Origin of the sequence: Streptomyces atratus (genome assembly GCF_040655115.1) — a bacterium.
Taxonomy (GTDB): domain Bacteria; phylum Actinomycetota; class Actinomycetes; order Streptomycetales; family Streptomycetaceae; genus Streptomyces; species Streptomyces atratus_D.
The window spans coordinates 1-24051 of the sequence record NZ_JBFAJH010000019.1 but is presented as its reverse complement, the minus strand read 5'-3'; the positions used below and the strand labels follow the sequence as shown (position 1 = coordinate 24051).

Here is a 24051-nt window from a genome sequence, read left to right as displayed (position 1 = left end):
GCGACCGTCATCCGTCTCGCACGCGTGTCCCTATGTGTGTCATGCGCCGGATGTTAACGATGATTCACGGCTGAAGGGGGGACTCCAGGAATCTCGCACCAAAGGATTCACAGACTCCACTGACGCAGTTCGTCGGCGACGGCCCGGACGTCGGCCTTGCCCTGCTTGACCAGCCGGGCCAGGTCGCGCACCTGCTCGGGCGAGGTGATGACCTTCAGTCCGGAAGCGACGAGATACCCGTACGCCACGGCCGAGGCGAACATCGCGTTGGAGTGTTCGAGCGCCGGGACATGGAGCAGCAACTGCAGGAGTGCGGCAGCCCTGGAGTGCGGGTCGCTGTAGACGGGGCTGCCGAAGATCTCCGCCTCATGACGGGCGACCGCGGCAACGAGCGCGCCCCAGTCGACGACCTGTGGATCACCAGGCGTCTTGTGCTCGGCGACCATGAGCAGCCAGGAAAGGTCGATCCGGAGGTTCAACGGGTACCTTTGCGCTCCGGGCCGAACTCCTCGGCGAACACCGACTCGTACTGTTTCATGAAGTCGGCAGCGGCTTCGACAAAGGTGTGTCCGACTTCGCCCGCATCCTGTTTGACGAGCTCCTCTATGTAGCGGTTCACGCTCATCCCCCTCTGCAGCGCGCGCTGCCGCGCGGCCTCGGCGGTGGCCTCGTCCACTCGTACGTTCAGCTGTGTCTTGGGCACACCATCAAGCTAGCGCGGGACTGCTAGCACCGGCAAGAGGAGCGGTTCGGCGTACGGGCGCGGCTCGCCGTTGGCAGAGTGGGTGGACCGTCCATCGGATGTCCCGACGCGAGGAGAGTTCATGGCAAGGCCGTTTCGATTCGGAGTGAACATGCTGACGCCGGCCGGTGGGCACGAGTGGCGCGCCCGATGCCGCCGCGCGGAGGACCTCGGCTACGACGTCATCCTGGTCCCCGACTATCTGGGCATGCCGGCCCCCTTCCCCGCACTGGTGGCCGCCGCGGAGGCCACGGAGCGGCCTCGTGTCGGCACCTTCGTACTGAATGCCGCCTTCTGGAATCCGGCGCTGCTGGCCCGCGAGGCGGCCGGTACGGATGCGCTGATCGAGGGGCGCCTGGAGCTGGGGATCGGGACCGGATACGTCCGCGAGGAACACGACCGGGCGGGCATCGAGTTCCTCTCCCCCGGCGGCCGGGTGGATCATCTGCGTCATACGGTCGAGGAGTTGGACCGCCTGCTGCGCGACGACCCCCGGCTGCCGAGGTCCACGCAGAAGCCCCGGCCGCCGCTGCTGATCGGCGGGAACGGGGACCGTGTCCTACGGCTGGCGGCAGAATTCGCGGAGATCGTCGCGTTCACCGGGGCCGTCGGCGACCGGAACGGCACGCTCACACCCCTCACCGCCGAGCAACTGGACGGGCGCGTCGCCGCCTATCGGCGATTCGCCGCGGGACGGGAGAGCCCGGCCGAACTGAATCTGCTGATCCAGCACGTCCGGGCCACCCACGACCGTCGCGCCGCCGTGCGCGAGGTGCTGCCGAAGACACCACACCTCGACGAGGACCAGGCGCTGGCCCTGCCGCTGTGCACGATGGGCACGGTTCGGCAGATGGCCGAACAACTCAGGGAACAGCGGGAGCGCTACGGCTTCTCGTACCTGACGGTGCTGGAGCCGAACATGGAGGCGTTCGCCCCGGTCCTCCAGGAACTCGCGGGGAGCTGACCGCTTGGCGGAATACGTTCGACGGTGCCGCGGGTCCGGTGATGGGGTACGGGCATGAATGATCTCACTGTCCGCGCCGCGGCACCGGCCGACCTCGACGCCGTCCTCGCCTTCTGGAAAGTGGCGGCGGAAGGCACCAGCATCAGCGACGACCGGGACGGCATCGAACGGCTGGTCGCCCGCGACCCCGGAGCCCTCATCCTCGCGGAACGTTCCGGCGAGCTCGCAGGAACGGTGATCGCAGGCTTCGACGGGTGGCGGTGCCATCTCTACCGGCTCGCGGTCCATCCGAACCAGCGGCGGCGGGGCGTCGGCCGCGCGCTGCTGACGGCGGCGGAGGAACGATTCGTACAGCTGGGCGGACGGCGTGGCGATGCGATGGTGCTGAACCGCAACGAGCTCGCGCACCACGCCTGGCACGCGGCGGGGTATGCGCCACAGCCGCAGTGGAGCCGTTGGGTGAAGCACCTCAACGAGTGAGACCGCAGCCTGGGACACTCACGGAGATCACCCGCGCGCAGTACGACTTTGCTCGTCCTTTACCATGGATGTTCATATGACCACCCCCTTCTGAAAGGTGTGAGCGTCCGCCCATGGGCGAGCCTCCCAGTAGCCGATATCGCCGACGCCAGGCGAGCCTCCTTTCCCTGCCCGATCATGGGACGGAGGTGAACCGATGACCGAAGTGCTTCTGCTGCTCGTGGCGGTCCTGCTCTCGCTCGCCTGCGGTGCCTTCGTCGCCGCCGAGTTCTCTCTGACCACGGTCGAGCGCGGCCAGCTCGAACGGGCCGTGGAGCGGGGTGAACGCGGCGCGGCCAGCGCCATGAAGGCGGTGCGCAGCCTCACCTTCCAGCTCTCGGGCGCACAGCTCGGCATCACCGTCACCAATCTGGTCGTCGGCATGCTCTCCGAACCGTCGATCGCGAAGCTGATCCGCGGCCCGGTGGAGGCCGTCGGCCTCTCCCCGAGTGTCTCGTCCTCGCTCGCGCTCGTGATCGGAACGGCGCTGTCCACGGTCTTCCTGATGGTCGTGGGTGAGCTCGTCCCGAAGAACTGGGCGATCTCCTCGCCGCTCGCCGTGGCGAAGGCCGTGGCCACCCCGCAGCGTGCCTTCACCGCAGTCTTCCGGCCCTTCATCAGCCACCTCAACAACACGGCCAACCGGATCGTGCGCCGCTTCGGTCTCGAACCGGCCGAGGAGCTGGCCTCCGCCCGCAGCCCGCAGGAGCTGGTGGCGCTCGCCCGCCACTCGGCCAAGGCGGGCGCACTGGAAGCGGACACCGCGGAGCTGTTCGTCCGCACCCTCAATCTGGCCGAACTGACCGCGGAGAACGTGATGACCCCGCGGGTGCAGGTCACCGCGCTGGAACTGCAGGCGACCGCGGAGGACGTCGCCAATGCCACCCGGGCGACCGGACTGTCCCGCTTCCCCGTCTACCGGGGCAGCCTCGACACCGTCGTCGGTGTCGCACACATCAAGGACGTGCTGGCGATCCCGGCCGAGGAGAGGCACCGCAAGCGCGTGTCGGAGATCATGCGCGAGCCCCTGCTCGTACCGGAGAGCCTCACAGTGGACCGGCTGCTCGACAGGCTGTCCAGCAAGTTCCCGATGGCCGTCGTCATCGACGAGTACGGCGGCACGGCCGGTGTCGTGACGTTGGAGGACATCGTCGAGGAGGTCGTCGGCGAGGTGCGCGACGAGCACGACCCGCACGAGACGCCGGACCTCGCACCGGCCGGTGAGGACGCGGACGGGCGCACCCTGTGGTCGGCCGACGGCGCCGCCCGCATGGACCAGTTGGAGACGATCGGACTACGGGTGCCGGACGGACCGTACGAGACGCTCGCCGGACTGATCGCCACGGAAGTCGGCCGGATCCCTGTCGTCGGTGACTCCATCGAACCGGCCGGCTGGCGAATCGACGTCGTGGACGCCTCCGGGCGCCGCGCCGCGCGGGCGCTGCTGCACGCACCGCTGCCCGGCTCCGACGACGAGACGGAGGATGGGCGATGACGGCCGTCCAGCTCTTCATCGGTCTGTTGACCCTGGTCGTCAACGCATTCTTCGTCGGCGCGGAGTTCGCCCTGATCTCCGTGCGCCGCAGCCAGATCGAGCCCCAGGCGGAGGCCGGGAACCGGCGTGCCCGGAGCGTCATCTGGGGTCTGGAACATGTGTCGGCGCTCCTCGCGGCGGCGCAGCTCGGCATCACGCTCTGCACGCTGGTCCTCGGTATCGTCGCCGAACCGGCCATCGCGCATCTGCTGGAGCCGGTCTTCGACGTGGTGGGTGTACCGCACGGACTGGTCCATCCGATCTCGTTCGTGATCGCACTGTCCTTGGCGACGTATCTGCACATGCTGCTCGGCGAGATGGTGCCGAAGAACGTCGCGCTGGCCGAACCGGTACGGACCGTGCTGCTGCTCGGTCCGCCGCTGGTCACCCTCGCCAGGGCGCTGCGCCCGGTGATCTTCACGGTCAACACCTTCGCCAACACGCTGCTGAAGCTGCTGCGGGTGGAGACGAAGGACGAGGTGTCCTCGACGTTCTCCGACGACGAGCTGGCCCGGCTGGTACAGGACGCCGGGGCCGCCGGGCTGGTCGACGACCGCGCCGCCGAGCGACTGCACCACGCACTGGAGCTGGGCCGTCGCCCGGTACGGGATGTCGCGCTGCCGGTCGAGCAGGTGGTCTACGCCAGGGTCGGGACGACGCCCGAGGAGCTGGAACTGCTCTCGGCCGAGACCGGATTCTCGCGCTTCCCGGTGATGGACAGCGAGCAGCGGATCCTGGGGTACCTCCACGTGAAGGACGCCCTGGACGTCACGCCGCGCGATGTGCCGTTCCCGGTCACGGCGATGCGGCCGATCGCCCGGGTGCGGGCGGCGACACCGCTCGACGACGTACTGACCGCGATGCGCCGGAGCCGTACGCATCTGGCGGCAGTACTCGACGAGGACGACAGGCTCGCCGGAATGGTCACGATGGAGGATGTGCTGCGCGAGCTTGTGGGACGGCCACAGGCACGCTGACGGGCGGACCGGGGGCACACGGCGGGGGTACGGCCCACAGGCGCGGCCCCGCGACGGAGAGCGGGCGGCGGGGCCACGCTCGGCCTCGTCCGGTCGGCCCTGCTGGTCACCTTCGCGCAGGTCCTGCCCGGCCGGCTGCCGCGCCTGCTGGCGCGGCAGCCGGCCGGGCAGGATCACGGGGACGGCCGTCGCGGGGTCCGGGGTGCGGACGTGCCCTCGGCGCTGACCCCTCCGCCGGGCGCGGCGCCGCCCGGAAGGGGCCGGAACCCACCGCGATACGATCGCACGGCCATGGAAATGAATGCCTCCTACACCAGTCTTGTCGCGGTCGGCGACTCCTTCACCGAGGGCATGTCGGACCTGCTGCCCGACGGCTCGTACCGCGGCTGGGCCGATGTCCTCGCGAGCAGGCTCGCCACCCGCACCCCCGGGTTCCGGTACGCGAATCTCGCCGTACGCGGGAAGCTGATCCGCCAGATCGTGGCCGAGCAGGTCGATGCGGCAGCCGCCATGCAGGCGGATGTCGTCACGCTGGTCGGCGGTCTCAACGACACGCTGCGCCCCACGTGCGACATGGGCATGGTGCGCGGTCAGCTGGAAGAAGCCGTGGAGCGCCTCGCGCCGTCGTGCAAGAAACTCGTGCTGATGCGCAGCCCCGGTCGTAACGGACCGGTCATGGAGCGCTTCCGCCCCCGCATGGAGGAGCTGTTCTCCCTGGTCGACGGGTTGGCGGACCGCCACGGTGCGCTGGTCGTCGATCTGTACGGAGCACCGGCGCTGGGCGATCCCCGGCTGTGGGACGTCGACCGGCTGCATCTGACGGCCGAGGGACACCACAGGGTCGCCGAGGCGGTCTGGCAGACGCTCGGGCTGCCGCCGGAGCACGACTGGCAGACGCCGCTCCCCACCGCGCTGCCCACGCGGTGGGCGACACGGCGCGTCGACGACCTCCGCTTCGCGCGGCAGCATCTGGCGCCGTGGATAGGGCGGCGTCTGACCGGCCGGTCGTCCGGGGACGGACGGACCGGCGCTCAGTTCAGCGCCGAGCTGGGGAAGGCATTCTGGGTCACGCCTGAGGACGCCCTCGCCCCGGGCCCGGTGGCGACGTGGCGCCGTGCGGACGGCACCCGCTGATCCGTGGCCCCAGCTGCGCCCAGGGTCCTCGCTCTCGTGAAGAGCTCCACGGCCCCGGCTGTTCGCGAGGTGGCCCTGTGGACGGCTCGAAGCGCGGCACGGTACGCCGACCGAATTCGAAACGGGTCTAAGGCGTGTGTCGGAAGTCCCGCCTGACCGGCGACGCCTGGCACGCACGCTCGCTGCGTTGTCAGGGTCGTCCACGTACGTCCGGTACGGGGACGACCCTCCGCCTTGCGACCGCACACACCGGACGCCGCCGGGCCCGCCCTTCGGGCGGACGGCGGGACTTCCGACACACGCCCTAGAGGTGCTTCAGGTTCCGGTCCAGGATCGCCCGGAGCCGGTCCACGTCCGCGGGGTCCTGGGCCCCCCGCTTGGGCAGCACCGCGACTCCGGCCGCGCGCTCGCCGCCCAACAGCACGAAGAGCCCGGGCGTCTCCAGGTAATCCCGGAACACCGTCCAGTCGGTGGTGAAGGACACCCGCTCGCCGGTGCTGACCGCGCCGCGGTCGTCGGCCACCATGCGGCACTGCCCGTACGGCTCCACGATGCTGAACAACCGGCGGGCCATGGTGCGCAGCCCACGTACGGTGCCCCAGGACGCGAGTCCCACGGAGAGCACCAGCGAGATGATCCACACGGGCAGCGCGGCATCGCGGAGCGCCGCGAAGACGACCACAGCGGCCGCCGCCACCAGCGGTGCCAGCAGCGCCTGGGCCCGGCCCGCCGGTGTCCGGCGGGCTCGCGCACGGAGCGCCTCCTCGAAGTCCGCGGCCGTCGGCCGGTAGACGAACTCCACGGCCGTGCCGCGGTCTGTGTCCTGAAGTGAGAAATCCCCGCCCATGGTGTCCATGGGCGGGAATCCTAGCTTGGGGGTGTCCGGCGGATCAGGGTCGCTCGGCCATGATCCGCCGGACACACCTCCTGGTTCGGATCGGGGCGGCTACCCGTCACGACGGCCGTAGTTCTGGAACCAGTGGGCGTGGAAACATCTCTTCGCTCCAGCCCCCATCTGCGCACGGCACTCGTACAGCGCGATCGCCTTCTCCCTCTCACCGAGGTCACGCATGGTCTGGGCCAGGTGGAAGACGGTGCGGGTATGGGCGAGGTCGCGTTCGAGCCCGGCGCCGAGCAGCCGTGGGTCGCGTTGGAACTTGTCGTGCCGCGATCCTCCGTCGGCGTGGACCTCGGTGACGCGAGCGTGCGCCTCGTCGTCCTGTGCCTGGTCCGCCACCGGCCCGAGGGGCTCCGGCCATACGTGGGCGCTGACACCGCTTCGTCAACTTCGGTCTGTACGGTGCGCCTCAACGGACAGCGGCTGCGACTGAAGGCGAAGCGTGAGTGACATGGCGGGTGTGCCGGGCAATGATGCGGTCGGTGGTGGTGCGGTCGGCGCCGACGGGTCCGGCGGCGGTGCGCCGTCCGAGGTCGGTCGACTCGGACGGCGGCTGGGTGTCTTCGACGCGGTGGTCATCGGGCTGGGGTCGATGATCGGAGCCGGTGTCTTCGCCGCGCCTGCACCCGCCGCCCGAGCGGCCGGATCGGGGCTCCTGATCGGTCTGGGCGTGGCCGCGGTCGTGGCGTACTGCAATGCCACATCCTCGGCGCGGCTCGCTGCCCGCTATCCGGCCTCCGGCGGTACATACGTCTACGGGCGTGAGCGCCTGGGAGATTTCTGGGGCTACCTGGCCGGCTGGAGCTTCGTCGTCGGCAAGACCGCCTCCTGCGCAGCCATGGCTCTGACGGTCGGCGCCTACGCCTGGCCGGGCCAGGCCCATGCGGTGGCGGCCGGCGCCGTCGTGGCCCTCACCGCGGTGAACTACCGGGGCGTGCAGAAATCCGCATGGCTGACCAGGGTGATCGTGGCAGTGGTCCTCGCGGTCCTGGCCGCCGTCGTCACCACATGCCTGACCGGCGACGCGGTCGAGCCATCCCGGCTGGCGCCCGGGGCGGACGCCACGGTGGGCGGGGTGCTGCAGGCGGCGGGGCTGCTGTTCTTCGCCTTCGCCGGATACGCCCGCATCGCCACGCTGGGCGAGGAGGTCCGCGATCCGGCCCGCACGATCCCCCGTGCCATCCCCGTGGCTCTGGGCATCACCTTGGTCGTGTACGTGGCAGTGGCCGTCGCGCTGCTGTCGGTGCTCGGGCCTGCCCGGCTCGCGGGCGCCGCGGCTCCGCTGGCGGACGCGGTCCGCGCGGCCGGCGCGCCCGGTCTGGCGCCGGTGGTCCGCATCGGCGCGGCACTCGCCGCACTGGGTTCCCTGCTCGCCCTCCTCCTCGGCGTCTCCCGTACGACACTGGCGATGGCCCGCGACCACCACCTGCCCCGCGCCCTGGCTGCCGTCCACCCCCGGTTCACAGTCCCGCACCGCGCGGAACTGACCGTGGGCGCCGTCGCCGCCCTCGTGGCGGCCACCGGCGATGTCCGGGGCGCGATCGGGTTCTCCTCGTTCGGCGTCCTGCTGTATTACGCCGTCGCCAACGCGGCAGCCTGGACCCTCACGCCGTCCGAGGGCCGCCCTCCACGCGCCGTTCCGGCCCTCGGTATGGCGGGCTGTCTGGTCCTGGCATTCACGCTCCCCCTGCATTCGGTTCTGTCGGGCGCATGCGTGGTACTGATCGGCGCGGCCGCCTACGGCATCCGCAAAGGCATGCGCCGCACCGTCTGAGTCGCTGAGCGGAGGCCGACTCGGCCCCTCGGCCGGATCGCTGCGGGACGACCCCTCCCGCACAAGCGGCCGCGTTTGTCGCAAGCCACAAACTGGACCACGGCGCTGGCCTGCAGAAACCACCAGTAGAATCTGGACACGTGACTGCTGTGTCTGCGAAGCCTCGCATCCCCAATGTCCTGGCCGGCCGCTATGCCTCCACGGAGCTGGCCGTCCTCTGGTCCCCCGAGCAGAAGGTGAAGCTGGAGCGCCAGCTCTGGCTGGCGGTGCTGCGCGCTCAGAAGGACCTCGGGATCGAGGTACCCGACGCCGCCCTTGCCGATTACGAGCGTGTCCTCGACCATGTCGACCTCGCCTCCATCGCGGAACGCGAGAAGGTCACGCGACACGACGTCAAGGCGCGGATCGAAGAGTTCAACGCTCTCGCCGGGCACGAGCAGGTCCACAAGGGCATGACCTCCCGGGACCTCACCGAGAACGTCGAGCAACTGCAGATCCGGCTCTCGCTGGAGCTCATGCGCGACCGCACTGTGGCCGTCCTCGCCCGACTCGGCAGGCTTGCAGGCGAGTACGGCGAGCTGGTCATCGCGGGCCGCTCCCACAATGTCGCCGCCCAGGCGACCACTCTCGGCAAGCGTTTCGCGACCGCGGCGGACGAGCTGCTGGTGGCGTACGGCCGGCTTGAGGACCTGCTGGGCCGCTACCCGCTGCGGGGCATCAAGGGCCCCGTCGGCACGGCGCAGGACATGCTCGACCTGCTGGGCGGTGACGCAGGCAAGCTCGCCGACCTGGAGCAGCGCATCGCCGGCCACCTCGGCTTCGGACAGGCGTTCACCTCGGTCGGCCAGGTCTACCCGCGCTCGCTCGACTACGACGTCGTGACCGCACTGGTGCAGCTGGCCGCCGCGCCCTCGTCGGTCGCGAAGACGATCCGGCTGATGGCCGGGCACGAGCTGGTCACCGAGGGATTCAAGCCGGGTCAGGTCGGCTCGTCCGCGATGCCGCACAAGATGAACACCCGGTCCTGCGAGCGCGTCAACGGACTGATGGTGATCCTGCGTGGCTACGCCTCGATGACGGGCGAGCTGGCCGGCGACCAGTGGAACGAGGGCGACGTGTCCTGCTCCGTGGTCCGCCGGGTGGCGCTGCCCGACGCGTTCTTCGCGTTCGACGGTCTGCTGGAGACCTTCCTCACGGTGCTCGACGAGTTCGGGGCGTTCCCGGCGGTCGTGGCCCGCGAACTGGACAGGTATCTGCCGTTCCTCGCCACGACCAAGGTGCTGATGGGCGCGGTACGCGCCGGTGTCGGCCGCGAGATCGCCCACGAGGCCATCAAGGAGAACGCCGTCGCCGCCGCCCTGGCCATGCGCGAGCAGGGCACGGAGCGCAACGAGCTGCTCGACAAGCTCGCCGCCGACGACCGCATCCCGCTGGACCGGGAGCAGCTCGACGCGCTGATGGCCGACAAGCTCTCCTTCACGGGAGCGGCCGGCGGCCAGGTCGCCGCGCTCGTCGCTCGGATCGAGGAGATCACCAAGCAGCACCCCGAGGCTGCGGGGTACACGCCGGGCTCCATCCTCTGACAGCCGGAACCTTCGCCGGATGACACCCGAGGAGCTCGAGGCCGCCCGCGATCGCATCGTTCCCGATGTGGTGGCGGGCGGCCTGCGCGTGCTGTTCTGCGGAATCAACCCGAGCCTGATGACGGGCGCGACGGGCCACCATTTCGCCCGCCCCGGCAATCGCTTCTGGCCGGTGCTCCACCTGTCCGGATTCACTCCCCGCCAGTTGAAACCCTCGCAACAGCGCGAGTTGCTGACCTATGGTCTGGGCATCACCAATGTGGTCGCCCGGGCCACGGCGAGAGCCGACGAACTGGATGCCGAGGAGTTCCGCAAGGGCGGACTGATCCTCACGGCCAAGGTCGAGCAACTGCGACCGCAATGGCTGGCGGTGGTGGGCGTCACCGCCTACCGCACCGCGTTTGGCGAGCGTCGCGCACAGATCGGTCCGCAGGACCGGACGATCGGCGGTGCCCGGGTCTGGGCCCTGCCCAACCCCAGCGGCCTCAACGCCCACTGGACCGTTCAGAGCATGGCCGAGGAGTTCGGGCGCCTCCGGGCGGCAGTTGACTCCGCCGCCCCTGACCATTCGGGCTGAGTCGGACCACGGACGCGAGCACCAGAGGTGTCTGAGGTCCGCGGGCTTGGGGGGATTTGGCGACTGGGTGGCGGGGCTACAGATCCCGCGGCACCGGGTCCCCCATCAGAGGCTCGCCGGCACCCCGTCGATGAGACGGAAGTGCTGCGCGGCGGTCACGCAGCCAGTCAACCGCCCGGGCGCTGACAACCGATTCCCGAGCATGGGCCTTGAGGGGCTTTCAGCCTCCCTCACCCATGCCCGGCGCCATTCCCGGGCCCCTCAGCGTCCACCTCCCGATTCGCCCCCCACCAACCCACAGGAGACCGGACCGGTGCTCAGGCGTCCCTGCGACTCATCGCGCACCAGCCGACGAGCAGCGCGAGGCCTGCCCAGCCGGCGGTGACAGCCAGCCCTGCCCACGGCCCCAGATCGCCCTCCGGATTCTGGTGCAGTACCAACTGCCCAGCCCGGTCCGGCAGATAGAGCGCCACGCCGCTCGCGATGTCCCCGACCACGAAGGAGACGATCAGGACGAACGGGATGAGGAGGCTGAGTACGGCGACCGCACTGCGCAGCACTACCGTCAGGCCGGCGGCGAGCAGGGCCATGAGGGCAAGGTATATCCCGCCGCCAAAGGCGGCTCGGAGAACTCCGGGTTCCCCCAGGCCGATCGCGTACTCCCCCATGAACAGCTGGCCCACCAGGAACGCGATGAAGCTGGTGGCGAGCCCGACCACCAGGGCGAGCGTGCCGATGAGGGTCATCTTCACCGCGTAGAAGAGGCCGCGGCGCGGCACCGCCGCGAGCGATATCCGCAAGGCACCGTTCAGATACTCGGACGAGAGCGCTGTGGCACCGAAGCTGACGGCAGCGATCTGGCCGAAGTTCAGTGCGTAGAAAGCGCCGAAGACCAGATCGTCCGAGTTCTCCGCCTCGGCCTGACCAACGGTGGCGAAGGCGAGCAGGGTGACGGCGAGTGTCACCAGGAAGACCGCTATCAGGGAACCGGCCACGGACCGTACCGATCTGATCTTGATCCACTCGGAACGGAGCACTTCGGGGGTCGACATTGGTCAGGCCTCCTGACGGGTGGCGGGTGACGCTGCTGCGGACGCGAATTCCGTCGCATCGCTTGTGAGATCGAGATAGGCCTGCTCCAAAGTGGCCTGTTCGTCGGTGAGTTCAAGGATGGGGATGCCCTCGGAGGCGGCGACGGCCCCGACTTCCTCCGCCCTGACGCCCTCGACGATCCAGCGCCCGTCGTCGCTCCGTACGAGCTCGTGTCCCCTGCCGGTCAGCACGTCGCGGAGTCGATCCGACTCCGTCGTCCGAACGCGCACGCGCGGGCGGCTGCGGGAGTCGAGGAATTCCTGCATCGGCAGGTCGACCAGGAGTCTGCCCCGGCCGAGGACCACGAGGTGGTCGGCGAACGACGACGTCTCGTTCATCAGGTGGCTGGACACGAGAACCGTGCGGCCCTCTCGTGCCAGCCTTTTCATCAGCTCCCGGATCCAGATGATGCCTTCCGGATCGAGCCCGTTCGACGGTTCGTCCAGCATGACAACGTCCGGGTCGCCGAGCAGTGCAGCCGCTATACCGAGGCGCTGTCGCATACCCAGCGAGAACGTCTTGATCCGGTTGCCGCCGACCCGGCCGAGCCCCGTCTCCTCCAGAACCGCCTCAACCCTGCCGGCAGCAATGCCGTTGCTCGTCGCGAGAGCCAGAAGGTGGTTCCGCGCGGTCCGCGAACCGTGTGCGGCCTGAGCATCGAGCAATGCGCCGACCCGACGCAGCGGATGGTCGAGTGTGGCGTAGGTCTGCCCGCCAATGGTGGCCGTACCACCGGTCGGCCGGTCCAGGCCGAGGACGAGTCGCATGGTGGTGGACTTGCCGGCGCCGTTCGGGCCGAGGAAACCGGTGACCCGGCCGGGTCGCACACTGAACGTGAGACGGTCCACTGCGCGGGTCGCGCCGTATTCCTTGCTGAGCTCATGGACGTCGATGCTGGTCATGTCCCCAGCCTGCGGCCTCGCCCCATTCCCGCCCTCCCCCGCCGGAGGGGATCATCTCCCTCGCTCGGGGGAGCCGTCACGTTCGCGACGGCTGGCACGATGACGGCATGCGCCGCCTTCTCCGTCCGCTGACCGAGCCTGTCACCTACACCCGCTGGCTGCACTTGCTCATTCCGTGCGCGGTCGCCAGTGTGTGGCTGTTCATCTCCCCGGACACCTCTCCATGGGCTCCGGTGATCTTTGCCGTGCCTGTGGGCCTGGTCCCCGGTATGCGGCTCGCCGAGGGGGTTCAGGCTCAGCTGTTGCTGACGCCGTCGGAGCGCGGAAGACCCGACGCAGCGATCTCCGCGGCTCCGGCGGAAACCTGGGCAGCCCGCTGGCGGACCGTGGTCTGGCTGGACGTGCGGCTACTGCTCTCGGTGGTGACGCTGTTCGCGACGGTGTGGTTGTCCGCCACGGCAGTTGACCTCGTCCGCACCGCGTCGGGTTCGGGCCCGAGCGACGACTGGCTGATCCGCGGGGTGGAGCCGCACTGGTGGTACGCGCTGCTTGCACCCGTGCCTCTTCTCCTGCTGCTCGCAGTTGTCGTGATGTGCGGTGAGGTGATCACGGCGGCGGCGCGACGGCTGCTCGGTCCGTCACCGGTGGAGCGGTTGACCGCGCTGGAGGAGCGCACCGAGCAGTTGCTGGAGCGCAATCGCATTGCGCGCGAGCTGCACGACTCGATCGGGCACGCCCTGACCGTGGCGGTCGTCCAGGCGGGTGCTGCGCGGGCGGCGAATGATCCGGCGTTCACCGAGCGGGCCCTGGCCGCGATTGAGGAGACCGGCCGGGCGGCACTGGACGATCTGGAGCGGGTATTGCGGGTCCTGCGGGAATCGCAAGCACCGATGGGACAGCGGCCGACACTCGCCGAGGCGGACCGGCTGCTGGACTCGGCACGCGGTTCGGGGGCAAAGGTCGACGCCGAAGTCTCCGGCCCGGTGGAGCGGGTGCCGGGACCGGTGTCCCGCGAGGGGTACCGGATCCTGCAGGAGTCCCTCACCAATGTGCTGCGTCACTCCGGGTCCGTCCCCGTGCGGGTGAGGATCACGGTCAGGGGCGGCTGGCTGGAGCTCGAGGTGACCAATCCGCTCACCGGGTCGATAGGTGCTCCGGGTGGCGGCAGCGGACTGCGGGGCATACGTGAGCGGGCCGCGCTCTTGGGCGGAAAGGCCAAGACCGGTCCGTACGACGGCGAATGGAGGGTGCACGCGAGCCTCCCGCTGAACGGCCTACGCTGACCGGATGCCGGTTACCGTTCTTCTGGTCGACGACGAACCCCTCGTGCGCGCGGGACTGCGTGCGGTCCTTGAGGCGCAGCCCGATATCGAGGTGGTGGGCGAGGCGGGCGACGGTGCCGCGGTGATCCCGCTTCTGCGCCGACTGCGCCCCGATGTGGTGGCTATGGACGTGCGCATGCCGTTGATGGACGGCATCGAGGCAACCCGGGTGGTGCTGCGCACGGTGCCGGATCCGCCGAAGATCCTGGTGGTGACGACGTTCGAGAACGACGAGTACGTGTACGAGGCGCTGCGCGCCGGGGCGGACGGTTTTCTGCTCAAGCGCGCCCGGCCCTCGGAAATCGTGCATGCGGTGCGTCTGGTAGCCGAGGGCGAGTCACTGCTCTTCCCGGCCGCGGTTCGGCAGCTCGCCGCCGAGTACGGGACGAGCAAGGCCAAGGCGGCCATGGAACGCGCGGCGCTCACCGGGCGGGAGGAGGCGGTGCTCCGTTTGATGGCCCGGGGACTGTCCAATGCGGAGATCGCCGCCAAGTTGGTGGTCGGTGTCGAGACGGTGAAAACCCATGTCAGCGCCGTACTGGCCAAGTTGGGAGCCAGGGACCGGACGCAGGCGGTGATCGCCGCGTACGAGTCCGGGTTCGTGGCTCCGGGCTGACGCCGACGGAGTCCCGATCCCTGTTCCGGGTCACGGTCGCTCTGCTTCCGGGCAGCGAGTACGATCCGCCTGACATGCTCGCGAGCTGGGAGGACACACCGTGGGCCGGTTGACCGGTGGGGACCCGTCGCTGCTGCGACGGATCAATTCCGCGGTGGTACTTCATGCCCTCAGAGGCGCCCACTCCCCCACGCTCACGGACCTGACTCGTATCACGGGCCTGTCCCGGCCCACGGTCGAGGGCGTCGTCGAGGGGCTTTTCGAAGCCGGTCTGGTCGTCGAATCGGCGCCCGACGAGGGTGAGGCCCGACGTCAGGGCAGGCCGGCCCGCAGGTTCCGGTTCCGCGCCGAGGCGGGACATCTGCTCGGCATCGAGATCGGCCCGCACCGCGTCTCCGCACTTCTGTCGGGGCTGGACGGCCGGATCATCGGCGCCGGTTCACCCGAGGTGTCGGAGACGGCTTCCGCGGACGACCGGCTCGACCGGGTGAGGACCGTCGTCGCCGATCTGCTGCGGCGCTCCGGGGTGGCCCGGAGCAGTCTGCGTGCGGTCGGGGTCGGCAGTCCGGGGATCGTGGAGGCCGACGGGACCGTACGGCTGGGCACCGCACTGCCGGGCTGGACCGGTCTCGCGCTCGGTGAGCGGCTGCGGCGCTCCTTCCGCTGCCCGGTGCTCGTGGAGAACGACGCCAACGCTGCGGCGGTGGCCGAGCACTGGAAGGGTGCCGCGACCGAGTCGGACGACATCGTGTTCGTCCTGGCGGGACTGAGCCCGGGGGCCGGTTCGCTGATCGGCGGACGGCTGCATCGTGGTTTCGGCGGTGCAGCGGGCGAGATCGGCGCCCTCCATCTGCTCGGCCGCGAAGTCACCCCGGAAAAACTGCTGTCGACGACGGACACGCCGCTGGATCCGCTGGACGAGCAGGCGGTCGCCGCGGTGTTCGCGGAGGCCCGGCACGGCGATGTGCGGGCTCAGGCGGCGGTGGAGCGCTTCATCCAGCGGTTGGTGCACGATGTGGCGGCGCTGGTACTGGCGCTCGACCCGGAGCTGGTGGTCATCGGCGGCTGGGCCGCCGGGCTGGACGGAGTGCTGGATCCGCTCCGTGGTGAGCTGGCTCGATACTGTCTCCGGCCGCCGCGGGTCGCGCTGTCGCTGCTCGGCGAGGCGGCCGTGGCCACCGGCGCCCTGCGGCTGGCACTCGACCATGTCGAGGAGCAGCTCTTCGCCGTGGAGGGAACGGTGACGGCCCGCCGCTGAGCGCGACGGGCCGTTCGTTGCGTTCGAAGCCGACCGCGCTCAGGACGCGTGGCGCTCCTGGCCGGGGTGGCTGATCTCCAGGTCGCCCGAGTCACCGAAGGTCAGTCGGCACGTGTCGGCCCGGTAGGTGGCGACGGAGACCGCAGCCGTGCCGCCCGCCGCAAGGTAACGGGTGGTGACGACGAGGACGGGTGCGCCGGGGAGCCGATCGAGCTCCTTGGCGTCGTCCGCTCGCGCCGAGCCGAGCTCCACCGAGCGGTCCTGGCCCTCGAGGCCCAGACGGTGCAGTTCACGCACAACGCTGCGGGCGCGGGCGGCACTTGATGGCGTCTCGATCGCGGACAGGTCGGGCACGGACGCCGACGGCACATAGAGCAGCTCCGCAGCGATTGGCTGCCCCTGAGCGACCCGGATCCGGCGAACGATGTGCACCGGCTCGTCACTCTCCACGTCGAGCATGGCAAGAACCGGGGCGGGTGCCGTCGCGGTCGTGCAGCCGATGGGCTGCCAGGCCTCGCCGGCGCCGCCCGTCCAGTCGTGCTGCGCGGTCGAGACGGCCACACCGACGCGCGGCGGGGCGACAGTGGTCCCCACGCCGCGGCGGCGCTGCAGCCTGCCTTCGAGTTCGAGCTGTTCCAGAGCCTGCCGGAGCGTTGCCCGGGCGACACCGAACCTGGCTGCGAGCTCGCGCTCGTTGGGCAGGATCTCTCCCACCGCAAAGTCCGAGTCGAGTGCCTCACTGAGCACGGTCTTGAGGTGCCAGTACTTCGGCTCCTGTACCGATTCCAGCTGCGTGGTCCCCACCCTGTCCTCCGCAATCGCTCAGCGACTTTTTTCCGCGACGTTATTTATTAAAGGTTCCTGTCTTAATGTGGAGACCATAGGACGACACACCCCCTTGGTCAAGACCAATCCTTGCTCCGTCACGCTGCGAAACGGGGCCCTGCCGCAGAGCGTTCACATGACGTTCGTGGCCCCGTGGGGCGCGCGCAGCACAAAGCCCCACGTCCGCCGGGCGAATTCGAGGGGTCGTTGCAACACGTGGTCGGTTGTTCAGGCCGCGAGCAGTTTAGACAGGCGCTCGGCTGGGGTTTCCCAGCCGAGCGTTTTGCGCGGGCGGCTGTTGAGCTCGGCGGCGACAGCGTCCAGGTCATCGCGGCTGTGGCGGGACAGGTTGGTGCCCTTGGGGAAGTACTGGCGGAGCAGGCCGTTGGTGTTTTCGTTCGAGCCGCGTTGCCAGGGGCTGCCGGGGTTGCAGAAGTAGACCGGAATGTCGGTGGCGATGCTGAAGGCGTGGTGAGCGGCCATCTCGGAGCCCTGGTCCCAGGTGAGTGACCGTTTGAGGTGGGGCGGCAGGGTTTGCACCGTCTCGGCCAGAGCGTCGCGGAGACTCTCGGCGCTGTGGTCGCCGGGCAGGTGGACCAGCATGAGGTAGCGGGTGCTGCGTTCGACCAGGGTGCCGATCGCGGATCCGCTGTTCGCGCCGATGATGAGATCGCCTTCCCAGTGGCCGGGCACAGCCCGGTCGTCGGCTTCCGCGGGGCGGTCACTGATCATGACCATCGGCGTGGAGAAGCGGGGCTGGCGCTTGGCTGCCTGGCGGTGGGGCCGGCGACGGGCGCGTCCGGTCCGCAGGGCCCGGGTGAGTTCGCGTCGCAGTTCGCCGCGGCCTTGGACGTAGAGGGCCTGGTAGACCGTCTCGTGGGTCACATGCATCTCCGGCCGGTCGGGGAACCGTCCGCGAAGAGCGTGACAGATCTGTTCTGGGCTCCACCTCAAGGTGAGGTGGTCCTGGATGAACTCCCGCAGTTCGGGATTGTGGCCGATCTTGCCGGGCTTGGGCCGGGGTCGTCGTTGCTCGGCGCGACGCTGGGCGGCGTGCGGCCGGTAGACCCGCCGGGACTCATCCCCGCGCAGGGCCGTGCCGTTGCGGCGTATCTCCCGGCTGATGGTGGACGGGCTGCGGCCCAGCTCGGCTGCAATGGCCCGCACGGTGGCCTTCTCCCGCAGCCGGTCGGCTATGTGGATGCGTTCGTCCTCGCGCAGGTACCTGGACACGCCGGAAGCCGAAGCCTCCACCGTGATCGGAGGCTTCGGCTTCCCTGTGGGCGGCGAGTGCCAGCCGTTGCGCCATCTCTTGCCGGTTCGCACGTTGATGCCCACGATCCGGCATGCCTCTGTGCTGCTGCGTCCCTGCTGCATGAGCTGAAGGTATGCCTCCCGCTCACGCGTCAGACGGCGCCCCTTCCGGTGCCGGTCCTCCCGGATCTCGAATTCCATCGCATCCCCTGAGCTGGGGTGTTGCGACGACCACTAGAACTCAAGGAGGATCCGTGGGGCTTCGTCCCGGGGCGGCGACGGGTCGGGCGTCGCAACGGGCGACTATTCGACAGCCGGACGGTCGGACGGTCGGACAGCCAAGTCCGTCAGGGTTCCGGACGATATATACGCACTGAATGACACCGTCCCTCACGTCGACCTGACAAACGGATTCGGGCTTTCCACCAGAAAGCACCAAAAGCGCGGGGCCACCATTGAGCCCCATGAACCGGATCTCGAAGTCGGCAGGCCGATCCTGGGCCACAGCAACGAGGAAGCGGCCGACCTTGTCCTGCACTCTCGATGATCCGCAGCGGCGCCTTGGGCTTTCCGCCGCTGTCGCCGACCATGCGCACATCGGGGGCGAGGAGCATCAGCAGCTCCTCGATGTCGCCGCCTGCCACCGCGGCGAGAAACCGTTCGGTGAGGTCACGGAGCTGGGCCGGGTCGACGTCGTATCGCGGCTTGCGCTCCTCCACGTGCTGCCTCGCGCGCCCGGCGAGCCGGCACACCGCGGCCTCCGTCCTGTAGAGCGTCGTGGCGGTCTCTCCGTACGGGTAGCCGAAGGCCTCACGCAGGACAAAAACGGCGCACTCCAGCGGGGAGAGCGATTCGAGGACGACCAGAACGGCGACGGACACGGAGTCCGCGAGAACGGCCTGTTCGGCGGTGTCGGGCACGGCAGGTGCGAAGTCGGTGACAAGCGGTTCGGGCAGCCATGGTCCGACCTATGCCTCGCGCCGGGTCTGCAGTTGTCGCAGACGGTTGATGGCGAGGCGGGTGGTGGCCCGCACGAGAAACGCACGTGACTCCCGTATGTCGTCGCGTGTCGCGGCCGACCAGCGCCGCCACGTCTCCCGCACCACATCGTCGGCGTCGGTAATCCGGCCGAGCATGCGGTGGACGACTCCGGTCGGCACGGGGCGGTGTTCTCCGAAGACGTCGGTAACGGTGTCAGCTGTCACCGTCCTATCCCCAGCCGACGGACCGAGACCTGTCCAGCACGAATCGCCCGCCCCCTTGAACTGAACGCTACCGAAAGGTAATTGTTATTGACGAGACGTCTAAGTCCCTTCGAACGCGGTGTCTTTCTAAGCGACGATCGAACGGCTCTCGCGCAGCGCGGCCGGGCGTGCGGCGCTGACGACCACCATCTACGCGAGGCCCGGGCACCGTTCACCCGAGACCGTCGTCTCGGAGACTGTCGCACTGCGCGAAGCGACCGGTTTCCACGAGACCCTTGCGGTCGGACGGAGTGTCGCGATCATCGACGATGTGCCGGGGCTGCCCGTGACCATCGCCTGGGGCAGCCGCGACCGGCTGCTGCTGCGCCGTCAGGGAGTCAGGGCCAAGCACACCATTCCCGGTGCCAGGCTGGTGCGTCTGCCCGGCTGCGGTCATGTGCCGATGAATGACGATCCCGCACTCGTGGCGCGCGTCATCCTCGACACCAGTCGCTGAACAGATACCGGTCACGAAGTCGGTACCGTTCGCCGAACCGGCAAGAACCTGCGTCCTGCTGCGTCGCAGGACACCTGAGCCGAGCGCAACGCCGCCACCCACCAGCAGGCTCCCGGCGGCCTGCGCGATCCCGTACGAACCGCTGACGAGCGGCGCGGTGACGGCCGCTGAGACCGGAATCAGCCCGGAGAAGAGCGTGGCGCGCTCGGCGCCGATGCGCTGCACACCCATGTACCAACAGACGAACCCGACGACGGTGACCACGGCTGCCTGCCACAGAATCGCCGTCGTCTCCGCGGGTGTGGGCAGCCGCAGAAAGCCGCTGCCGTCGAGCAGGACACCGAGCAGTGCGGACTCGGCGGCAGCGATGGCGCAGACGACGGCCGACAGCAGTTTTGGCCCGAGCGGGCGCAGCACCGGCACGGCCAGGACGGCGAAGCCGACCTCGCCCGCGAGCGCGCCGACCGAGCAGAGTAAGCCCGCCGCGTCGGTCCTGCCCCAGCCCTGGACGGTGAAGGCCCCGGCGGCGACCAGGGCGGCCGCACACAGGACGGTGCGGGTCGGACGACGGCCGTCCAGCAGCGGTATGAGGACGGCGACAAGGATCGGGGCGCAGCCGACGAACACCCCCGGAACAGCGGGTTCCGCGGACCGTTCGGCGGCCAGGACCGCCAGGTTGAAGCCGACCATGCCGACGGCTGCGAGCAGCGCGAGCCGGGTCCACTGGCGGCTGGTGAGAGCACGGAGGGGACCGAGGCCGGAGCTCCTGCCGCCGCGGAGCAGCGGCAGGAGCAGCAACGCGGCGAGGCCGTAGCGCAGCGCCTGGCCGCCCGCGTACGGGTATGCGCCGAGAACACTGTTGGCCGTGAAGGAGGCGCCCACGAGGACGCAGGCGAAGGCCGCGAGGAGCGCTCCGCGCACGGAAGTCACGTTCATGGATCCGACGCTAGGCAGCGGGGCGGTCCGGTTTAAGGTCCACTTTCATGACATCTTCGGGGACCAATCCGCCGTCGGGCGGCGCGCAGCAAAGCACGTCCGTTTCTGCCGCCTGGGAGTTGCTGCTTCCGGCCGCGGCCGCCCCGGCCCGGGGGCGTGGGCGTGCGCTGCAGGAGGCGCTGCGCGAGGCGATCCGCTCCGGGCGCCTCGTTCCTGGGACGCGGCTGCCGTCCAGCCGTGAACTGGCCGCGGATCTGCGGGTGTCCCGCGGTCTGGTGACCGAGGCGTACGAGCAGCTCACCGCGGAGGGCTACGTGCGCAGCGATCGGGGCGCTGGTACCTGGGTGAGCGGTGCCGTCCGGGGTGCTGCGCGCGAGGCGCACGATCTCGCTCCGCGCGCCCCTGGTGCCTCGGTGGACTTCCGGCCCGGCACACCGGATCTCTCGCTCTTTCCGCGCAGTGCCTGGGCCGCCGCCCATCGCGCGGCGCTGGGCCGGTTGCCGCACAGCTCGCTCGGCTACCCCGATCCGCGGGGACTGCCCGAGCTGCGGGAGGCCTTGGCCTCGCTGCTGGCCAGGCGGCGCGGGGTGGTCGCCGATCCGGAGCGCCTGGTGGTGTGCTCCGGCGTGGCCCAGGCGACGACGCTGCTCGGGTTTGTTCTGCACGGGCGCGGCCTACGGACCGTCGGCGTCGAGGATCCCGGAAGCCCGGAACACGCCTTGCTGTTCGCCTCTGCGGGGCTGACCACCGTCTCACTGCCGCTGGACGAGGAAGGTCTGGCGCCCGCGGCGCTCACGCACTCCGGCGTGAACGCCGTGGTGACCACGCCCGCGCACCAGTTCCCCACCGGAATCGTCTACTCCGCCACGCGTCGCCGGGCACTGCTCGACTGGGCGCGGGCCACGGACGGGCTGATCGTCGAGGACGACTACGACGGGGACTTCCGCTACGACCGGACGCCGGTCGGTGCGCTGCAGGGTCTGGACCCTGAGCATGTCGCGTACACCGGTTCGGTGAGCAAGTCGCTCGCGCCCGGGCTGCGGTTGGGCTGGCTGCTCGCACCGGCGACGATGACGGACGAGATCGTGACCCGTAAACGCACGATGGATCTGGGCAATCCGGCCGTCGACCAGGCGGTGCTGGCCGACTTCGTCACCCGGGGCGGTTACGACCGGCAGCTGCGCCGCTGCCAGCGCGCCTACCGCGAGCGGCGCGATGCTCTGACCGCGGCGCTGGCGAAACATTTCCCCGGCACCGAGGTCAGCGGAATCGCCGCCGGCCTGCATATCATCGCCCGTCTGCCCGAACGGTACGGTCCCGAGCCCGTGTTCCTTCAGCGCGCGGCCGGGCGCGGCATCGCGCTGCGGCCGCTCAGCGACTGCGGCACCACGCGCGCTACGGACCGTACGGTGAACCTGGTTCTCGGATATGCGCATCTGGCGCCCCCGGACATCGCGCGCGGCGTACGGCTGCTGGCGCAGGCCCAAGGGGACAACCGCCGGACGGAACTTTGACGGGAGCCGGGCCCGGAGTTCATCTGAGGTTGGTGTGCCCGCTGCCGACGGACACAAAAGTGGGGCCGACCGACCGCCCGTACCTCAGACCTGCTGCCCCCGGAGGCACCTCGATGTCGTACCGTCCGCGCTTCCCTTCGCCCGACCGCCGCACTGTGCTGCGCGGTTCGCTCGCCGCTTCGGCCGCACTCGCGCTTCCCGTGGCGGGAGCGGCGGCCCCCGCCTTCGCCCTGTCCGGCCGCCCGCGCGCGGGCTGGGGCGTTCAGGTGGGTGATGTCACGACGTCGTCCGCCCTGGTGTGGGTGCGTGCGGACCGTCCGGCCCGGATGATCGTGGAAACGTCGGCGACGGAGTCGTTCCGGCGTGCCCGCACCTGGTACGGGCCGCTTGTCGGTCCGGGTACGGATTTCACCGGGACGACGCCGCTGTACGGGCTGCCGGCGGGCGAGCAGGTGCACTACCGGGTGACGCTCGCGGACCCGGACGATCCGCGCCGGACCGGTGAACCGGTGTACGGAACCTTCCGTACCGCCCCCGCCCGGCGCCGGGACGGGGTGCGCTTCCTGTGGTCCGGCGACATCGCGGGACAGGGCTGGGGCATCAACCCGGACATCGGCGGGTACCGGGTGTACGACGAGATGCGCCGCCTCGACCCGGATTTCTTCCTTTGCAGTGGCGACAACATCTACGCGGACGGTGTGATCGAGCCGAGCGTGACGCTGCCCGACGGCAGGGTCTGGCGGAACATCACCACTGAGGAGAAGACGAAGGTCGCCGAGACGCTCGCCGAGTACCGAGGGAACTTCCGCTACAACCTCCTTGACGACAATCTGAAGAGGTTCAACGCGCAGGTGCCGTCGATCATCCAGTGGGACGACCACGAAGTGCGCAACAATTGGTATCCCGGGCAGATCCTGGACGACGCCCGGTACACCGAGAAGAACGTGAATGTGCTGGCAGCGCGCTCGATGCAGGCATTTCGCGAGTACTTCCCGGTGTCCACGCTGCACGAATCGTCCGGCGACGGACGGGTGCACCGGGTGGTACACCACGGGCCGCTGCTCGATGTGTTCGTCCTCGACATGCGGTCGTTCCGGAACGCCAACTCCCCCGGCCGGCAGCCCGACGACACCACGGGCATCCTCGGCGCCGCGCAGCTCGACTGGCTCAAGCGCGAGCTGTCACGGTCCCACGCGGTATGGAAGGTGATCGCCGCGGACATGCCACTGGGACTGGTCGTCACGGACGGTGCGACGAACTTCGAGGCGGTGGCGCAGGGCGACCCCGGTGCCCCGCTCGGCCGTGAGCTGCAGATCGCCGAGCTGCTGCGGTTCATCAAGCACCGCCGGATCACCGGCACGGTCTGGCTGACTGCCGACGTGCACTACACATCGGCGCAGCACTACGCCCCCGAGGCTGCAGTGTTCAAGGACTTCGCGCCGTTCTGGGAGTTCGTGTCGGGGCCGTTGGCCGCCGGTGGCTTCCCTGCCAACGCCCTCGACAACACCTTCGGCCCCGACCGGGTCTTCGTGCGGGCGCCCGACCGGGCAAACGTGTCGCCGATGGAGTCGCCGCAGTTCTTCGGCGAGGTCGACATCGACGGGGACAGCGGCGAGTTGACGGTGCGGCTGCGGGCAGAGGGCGGTTCGGTGCTGTTCACCAAGGTGCTGCAGCCGGGGCGCGTCGGGCAGTGAGCGGACACCCGTAGCCGACGTCGGGCGGGGCCCCGGACAACTGTCCGGGGCCGATTGATGCTCCTATTGGCTGTCAAGCGGCGGTTAGCCAGTCGCGGTAGGCGTTGGCGAGAGTGTCGTCACGGCGGGTGCCGCGTTCGATGCAGGAGATGACTGCCGGCCAGACGTTGAAGTGGTGGGCGGCGGCGGTGAGGGTGATGTTCTTGGCCTGGCGCGCGGGTCGCAGGTCGGCGAT

21 protein-coding genes and 3 pseudogenes are annotated in these 24051 nt (G+C 69.7%); 14 read left to right on the top strand and 10 right to left on the bottom strand.

What is annotated here, in order from left to right:
* Nucleotides 1–107: 107 nt before the first annotated feature.
* Both AB0I23_RS21280 and AB0I23_RS21275 read right to left on the bottom strand, forming a co-directional pair.
* The gene (locus AB0I23_RS21280) at nucleotides 108–479 is read right to left on the bottom strand and encodes a hypothetical protein (RefSeq protein WP_037690395.1); all 372 of its coding nucleotides are present in this window, start codon (nucleotides 477–479) and stop codon (nucleotides 108–110) included.
* Entirely contained in the window at nucleotides 476–703 is a 228-nt protein-coding gene (locus AB0I23_RS21275; RefSeq protein WP_030921856.1) for a hypothetical protein, read from the bottom strand. Before AB0I23_RS21275 ends, AB0I23_RS21280 begins: the two co-directional genes overlap by 4 nt.
* A gap of 121 nt (nucleotides 704–824) precedes the next feature.
* Here AB0I23_RS21275 and AB0I23_RS21270 point away from each other — a divergent pair, with 121 nt between their 5' ends.
* From AB0I23_RS21270 to AB0I23_RS21250, 5 genes are all read left to right on the top strand, one after another.
* Entirely contained in the window at nucleotides 825–1706 is an 882-nt protein-coding gene (locus tag AB0I23_RS21270) for an LLM class F420-dependent oxidoreductase (protein WP_359111295.1), read from the top strand.
* 54 nt (nucleotides 1707–1760) lie between these two features.
* On the top strand, nucleotides 1761–2186 hold the full coding sequence (locus AB0I23_RS21265) for a GNAT family N-acetyltransferase (RefSeq protein WP_359111293.1): 426 nt from the start codon (nucleotides 1761–1763) through the stop codon (nucleotides 2184–2186).
* Between the two features lie 196 nt (nucleotides 2187–2382).
* Nucleotides 2383–3720, top strand: a complete 1338-nt coding sequence (locus AB0I23_RS21260; protein ID WP_359111291.1) for a hemolysin family protein — start codon at nucleotides 2383–2385, stop codon at nucleotides 3718–3720.
* Nucleotides 3717–4736 (top strand): hemolysin family protein, encoded by a 1020-nt coding sequence (locus tag AB0I23_RS21255; RefSeq protein WP_359111289.1) that lies wholly within the window; start codon nucleotides 3717–3719, stop codon nucleotides 4734–4736. Before AB0I23_RS21260 ends, AB0I23_RS21255 begins: the two co-directional genes overlap by 4 nt.
* Before the next feature lie 291 nt (nucleotides 4737–5027).
* Nucleotides 5028–5870 carry an SGNH/GDSL hydrolase family protein gene (locus AB0I23_RS21250; RefSeq protein ID WP_359111287.1) on the top strand — a complete coding sequence of 281 codons (843 nt, stop codon included), beginning with the start codon at nucleotides 5028–5030 and terminating at the stop codon, nucleotides 5868–5870.
* A 304-nt stretch (nucleotides 5871–6174) separates the two neighbouring features.
* Here the strand turns inward: AB0I23_RS21250 and AB0I23_RS21245 are convergent, their stop codons facing one another.
* Both AB0I23_RS21245 and AB0I23_RS21240 read right to left on the bottom strand, forming a co-directional pair.
* Complete coding sequence (locus AB0I23_RS21245; RefSeq protein ID WP_359111286.1) at nucleotides 6175–6726, bottom strand: YcxB family protein; 552 nt, start codon at nucleotides 6724–6726, stop codon at nucleotides 6175–6177.
* Between the two features lie 90 nt (nucleotides 6727–6816).
* Entirely contained in the window at nucleotides 6817–7107 is a 291-nt protein-coding gene (locus AB0I23_RS21240) for a hypothetical protein (protein ID WP_359111284.1), read from the bottom strand.
* Between the two features lie 103 nt (nucleotides 7108–7210).
* Here AB0I23_RS21240 and AB0I23_RS21235 point away from each other — a divergent pair, with 103 nt between their 5' ends.
* The 3 genes from AB0I23_RS21235 (at nucleotide 7211) to mug (ending at nucleotide 10702) form a co-directional block, all read left to right on the top strand.
* On the top strand, nucleotides 7211–8542 hold the full coding sequence (locus AB0I23_RS21235) for an APC family permease (protein WP_359111282.1): 1332 nt from the start codon (nucleotides 7211–7213) through the stop codon (nucleotides 8540–8542).
* A gap of 140 nt (nucleotides 8543–8682) precedes the next feature.
* Entirely contained in the window at nucleotides 8683–10125 is a 1443-nt protein-coding gene (gene purB, locus AB0I23_RS21230; protein ID WP_359111280.1) for an adenylosuccinate lyase, read from the top strand.
* A 19-nt stretch (nucleotides 10126–10144) separates the two neighbouring features.
* Nucleotides 10145–10702, top strand: a complete 558-nt coding sequence (gene mug / locus AB0I23_RS21225) for a G/U mismatch-specific DNA glycosylase (protein ID WP_359111278.1) — start codon at nucleotides 10145–10147, stop codon at nucleotides 10700–10702.
* A 317-nt stretch (nucleotides 10703–11019) separates the two neighbouring features.
* Here mug and AB0I23_RS21220 read toward each other — a convergent pair whose 3' ends face one another.
* Together AB0I23_RS21220 and AB0I23_RS21215 are read right to left on the bottom strand one after the other, a co-directional pair.
* Nucleotides 11020–11754, bottom strand: a complete 735-nt coding sequence (locus AB0I23_RS21220) for an ABC transporter permease (RefSeq protein ID WP_359111276.1) — start codon at nucleotides 11752–11754, stop codon at nucleotides 11020–11022.
* Nucleotides 11755–11757: 3 nt separating this feature from the next.
* Complete coding sequence (locus AB0I23_RS21215) at nucleotides 11758–12696, bottom strand: ABC transporter ATP-binding protein (RefSeq protein WP_359111274.1); 939 nt, start codon at nucleotides 12694–12696, stop codon at nucleotides 11758–11760.
* Nucleotides 12697–12803: 107 nt separating this feature from the next.
* Between AB0I23_RS21215 and AB0I23_RS21210 the strand changes: the two genes are divergently transcribed.
* The 3 genes from AB0I23_RS21210 to AB0I23_RS21200 all read left to right on the top strand — a co-directional run bounded on the left by AB0I23_RS21210 (nucleotide 12804) and on the right by AB0I23_RS21200 (nucleotide 15892).
* Complete coding sequence (locus AB0I23_RS21210; RefSeq protein ID WP_359111272.1) at nucleotides 12804–13979, top strand: sensor histidine kinase; 1176 nt, start codon at nucleotides 12804–12806, stop codon at nucleotides 13977–13979.
* 4 nt (nucleotides 13980–13983) lie between these two features.
* Complete coding sequence (locus tag AB0I23_RS21205) at nucleotides 13984–14634, top strand: response regulator transcription factor (protein WP_359111270.1); 651 nt, start codon at nucleotides 13984–13986, stop codon at nucleotides 14632–14634.
* A 100-nt stretch (nucleotides 14635–14734) separates the two neighbouring features.
* A complete protein-coding gene (locus AB0I23_RS21200; RefSeq protein ID WP_359111268.1) occupies nucleotides 14735–15892 on the top strand; it encodes an ROK family protein in 1158 nt (385 codons plus the stop codon).
* A gap of 39 nt (nucleotides 15893–15931) precedes the next feature.
* On the opposite strand, the gene AB0I23_RS21195 is transcribed toward AB0I23_RS21200, so the two are convergent.
* The 3 genes and pseudogenes from AB0I23_RS21195 to AB0I23_RS21185 form a co-directional block, all read right to left on the bottom strand.
* On the bottom strand, nucleotides 15932–16696 hold the full coding sequence (locus tag AB0I23_RS21195; protein WP_359111267.1) for a GntR family transcriptional regulator: 765 nt from the start codon (nucleotides 16694–16696) through the stop codon (nucleotides 15932–15934).
* Nucleotides 16697–16945: 249 nt separating this feature from the next.
* Nucleotides 16946–18172 (bottom strand): IS30 family transposase, encoded by a 1227-nt coding sequence (locus AB0I23_RS21190; RefSeq protein WP_359111265.1) that lies wholly within the window; start codon nucleotides 18170–18172, stop codon nucleotides 16946–16948.
* 40 nt (nucleotides 18173–18212) lie between these two features.
* A pseudogene (locus AB0I23_RS21185) lies at nucleotides 18213–19176 on the bottom strand (sigma factor).
* 136 nt (nucleotides 19177–19312) lie between these two features.
* On the opposite strand from AB0I23_RS21185, the pseudogene AB0I23_RS21180 reads away from it, so the two are divergent.
* Nucleotides 19313–19672: pseudogene (locus AB0I23_RS21180) on the top strand (alpha/beta fold hydrolase); the annotation flags it as partial.
* Nucleotides 19673–20194: 522 nt separating this feature from the next.
* On the opposite strand, the pseudogene AB0I23_RS41735 reads toward AB0I23_RS21180, so the two are convergent.
* A pseudogene (locus AB0I23_RS41735) lies at nucleotides 20195–20608 on the bottom strand (EamA family transporter); the annotation flags it as partial.
* A gap of 47 nt (nucleotides 20609–20655) precedes the next feature.
* Between AB0I23_RS41735 and AB0I23_RS21170 the strand changes: the two are divergent.
* Both AB0I23_RS21170 and AB0I23_RS21165 read left to right on the top strand, forming a co-directional pair.
* Nucleotides 20656–22122: a PLP-dependent aminotransferase family protein gene (locus AB0I23_RS21170; RefSeq protein ID WP_359111263.1), complete on the top strand. Its 1467-nt coding sequence runs from the start codon at nucleotides 20656–20658 to the stop codon at nucleotides 22120–22122.
* A 113-nt stretch (nucleotides 22123–22235) separates the two neighbouring features.
* Entirely contained in the window at nucleotides 22236–23816 is a 1581-nt protein-coding gene (locus AB0I23_RS21165) for an alkaline phosphatase D family protein (protein ID WP_359111261.1), read from the top strand.
* Nucleotides 23817–24051 lie beyond the last annotated feature (235 nt).

Bases quoted from the DNA above. Each gene is read 5' to 3' on its own strand.
- AB0I23_RS21260 (WP_359111291.1), top strand. From the start codon at position 2,383: ATGACCGAAGTGCTTCTGCTGCTCGTGGCGGTCCTGCTCTCGCTCGCC.
- AB0I23_RS21165 (WP_359111261.1), top strand. From the start codon at position 22,236: ATGTCGTACCGTCCGCGCTTCCCTTCGCCCGACCGCCGCACTGTGCTG.
- mug (WP_359111278.1), top strand. From the start codon at position 10,145: ATGACACCCGAGGAGCTCGAGGCCGCCCGCGATCGCATCGTTCCCGAT.
- AB0I23_RS21220 (WP_359111276.1), bottom strand. From the start codon at position 11,754: ATGTCGACCCCCGAAGTGCTCCGTTCCGAGTGGATCAAGATCAGATCG.
- AB0I23_RS21265 (WP_359111293.1), top strand. From the start codon at position 1,761: ATGAATGATCTCACTGTCCGCGCCGCGGCACCGGCCGACCTCGACGCC.
- AB0I23_RS21255 (WP_359111289.1), top strand. From the start codon at position 3,717: ATGACGGCCGTCCAGCTCTTCATCGGTCTGTTGACCCTGGTCGTCAAC.
- AB0I23_RS21245 (WP_359111286.1), bottom strand. From the start codon at position 6,726: ATGGACACCATGGGCGGGGATTTCTCACTTCAGGACACAGACCGCGGC.
- AB0I23_RS21250 (WP_359111287.1), top strand. From the start codon at position 5,028: ATGGAAATGAATGCCTCCTACACCAGTCTTGTCGCGGTCGGCGACTCC.
- AB0I23_RS21210 (WP_359111272.1), top strand. From the start codon at position 12,804: ATGCGCCGCCTTCTCCGTCCGCTGACCGAGCCTGTCACCTACACCCGC.
- AB0I23_RS21170 (WP_359111263.1), top strand. From the start codon at position 20,656: ATGACATCTTCGGGGACCAATCCGCCGTCGGGCGGCGCGCAGCAAAGC.
- AB0I23_RS21190 (WP_359111265.1), bottom strand. From the start codon at position 18,172: ATGGAATTCGAGATCCGGGAGGACCGGCACCGGAAGGGGCGCCGTCTG.
- AB0I23_RS21215 (WP_359111274.1), bottom strand. From the start codon at position 12,696: ATGACCAGCATCGACGTCCATGAGCTCAGCAAGGAATACGGCGCGACC.
- AB0I23_RS21270 (WP_359111295.1), top strand. From the start codon at position 825: ATGGCAAGGCCGTTTCGATTCGGAGTGAACATGCTGACGCCGGCCGGT.
- AB0I23_RS21205 (WP_359111270.1), top strand. From the start codon at position 13,984: ATGCCGGTTACCGTTCTTCTGGTCGACGACGAACCCCTCGTGCGCGCG.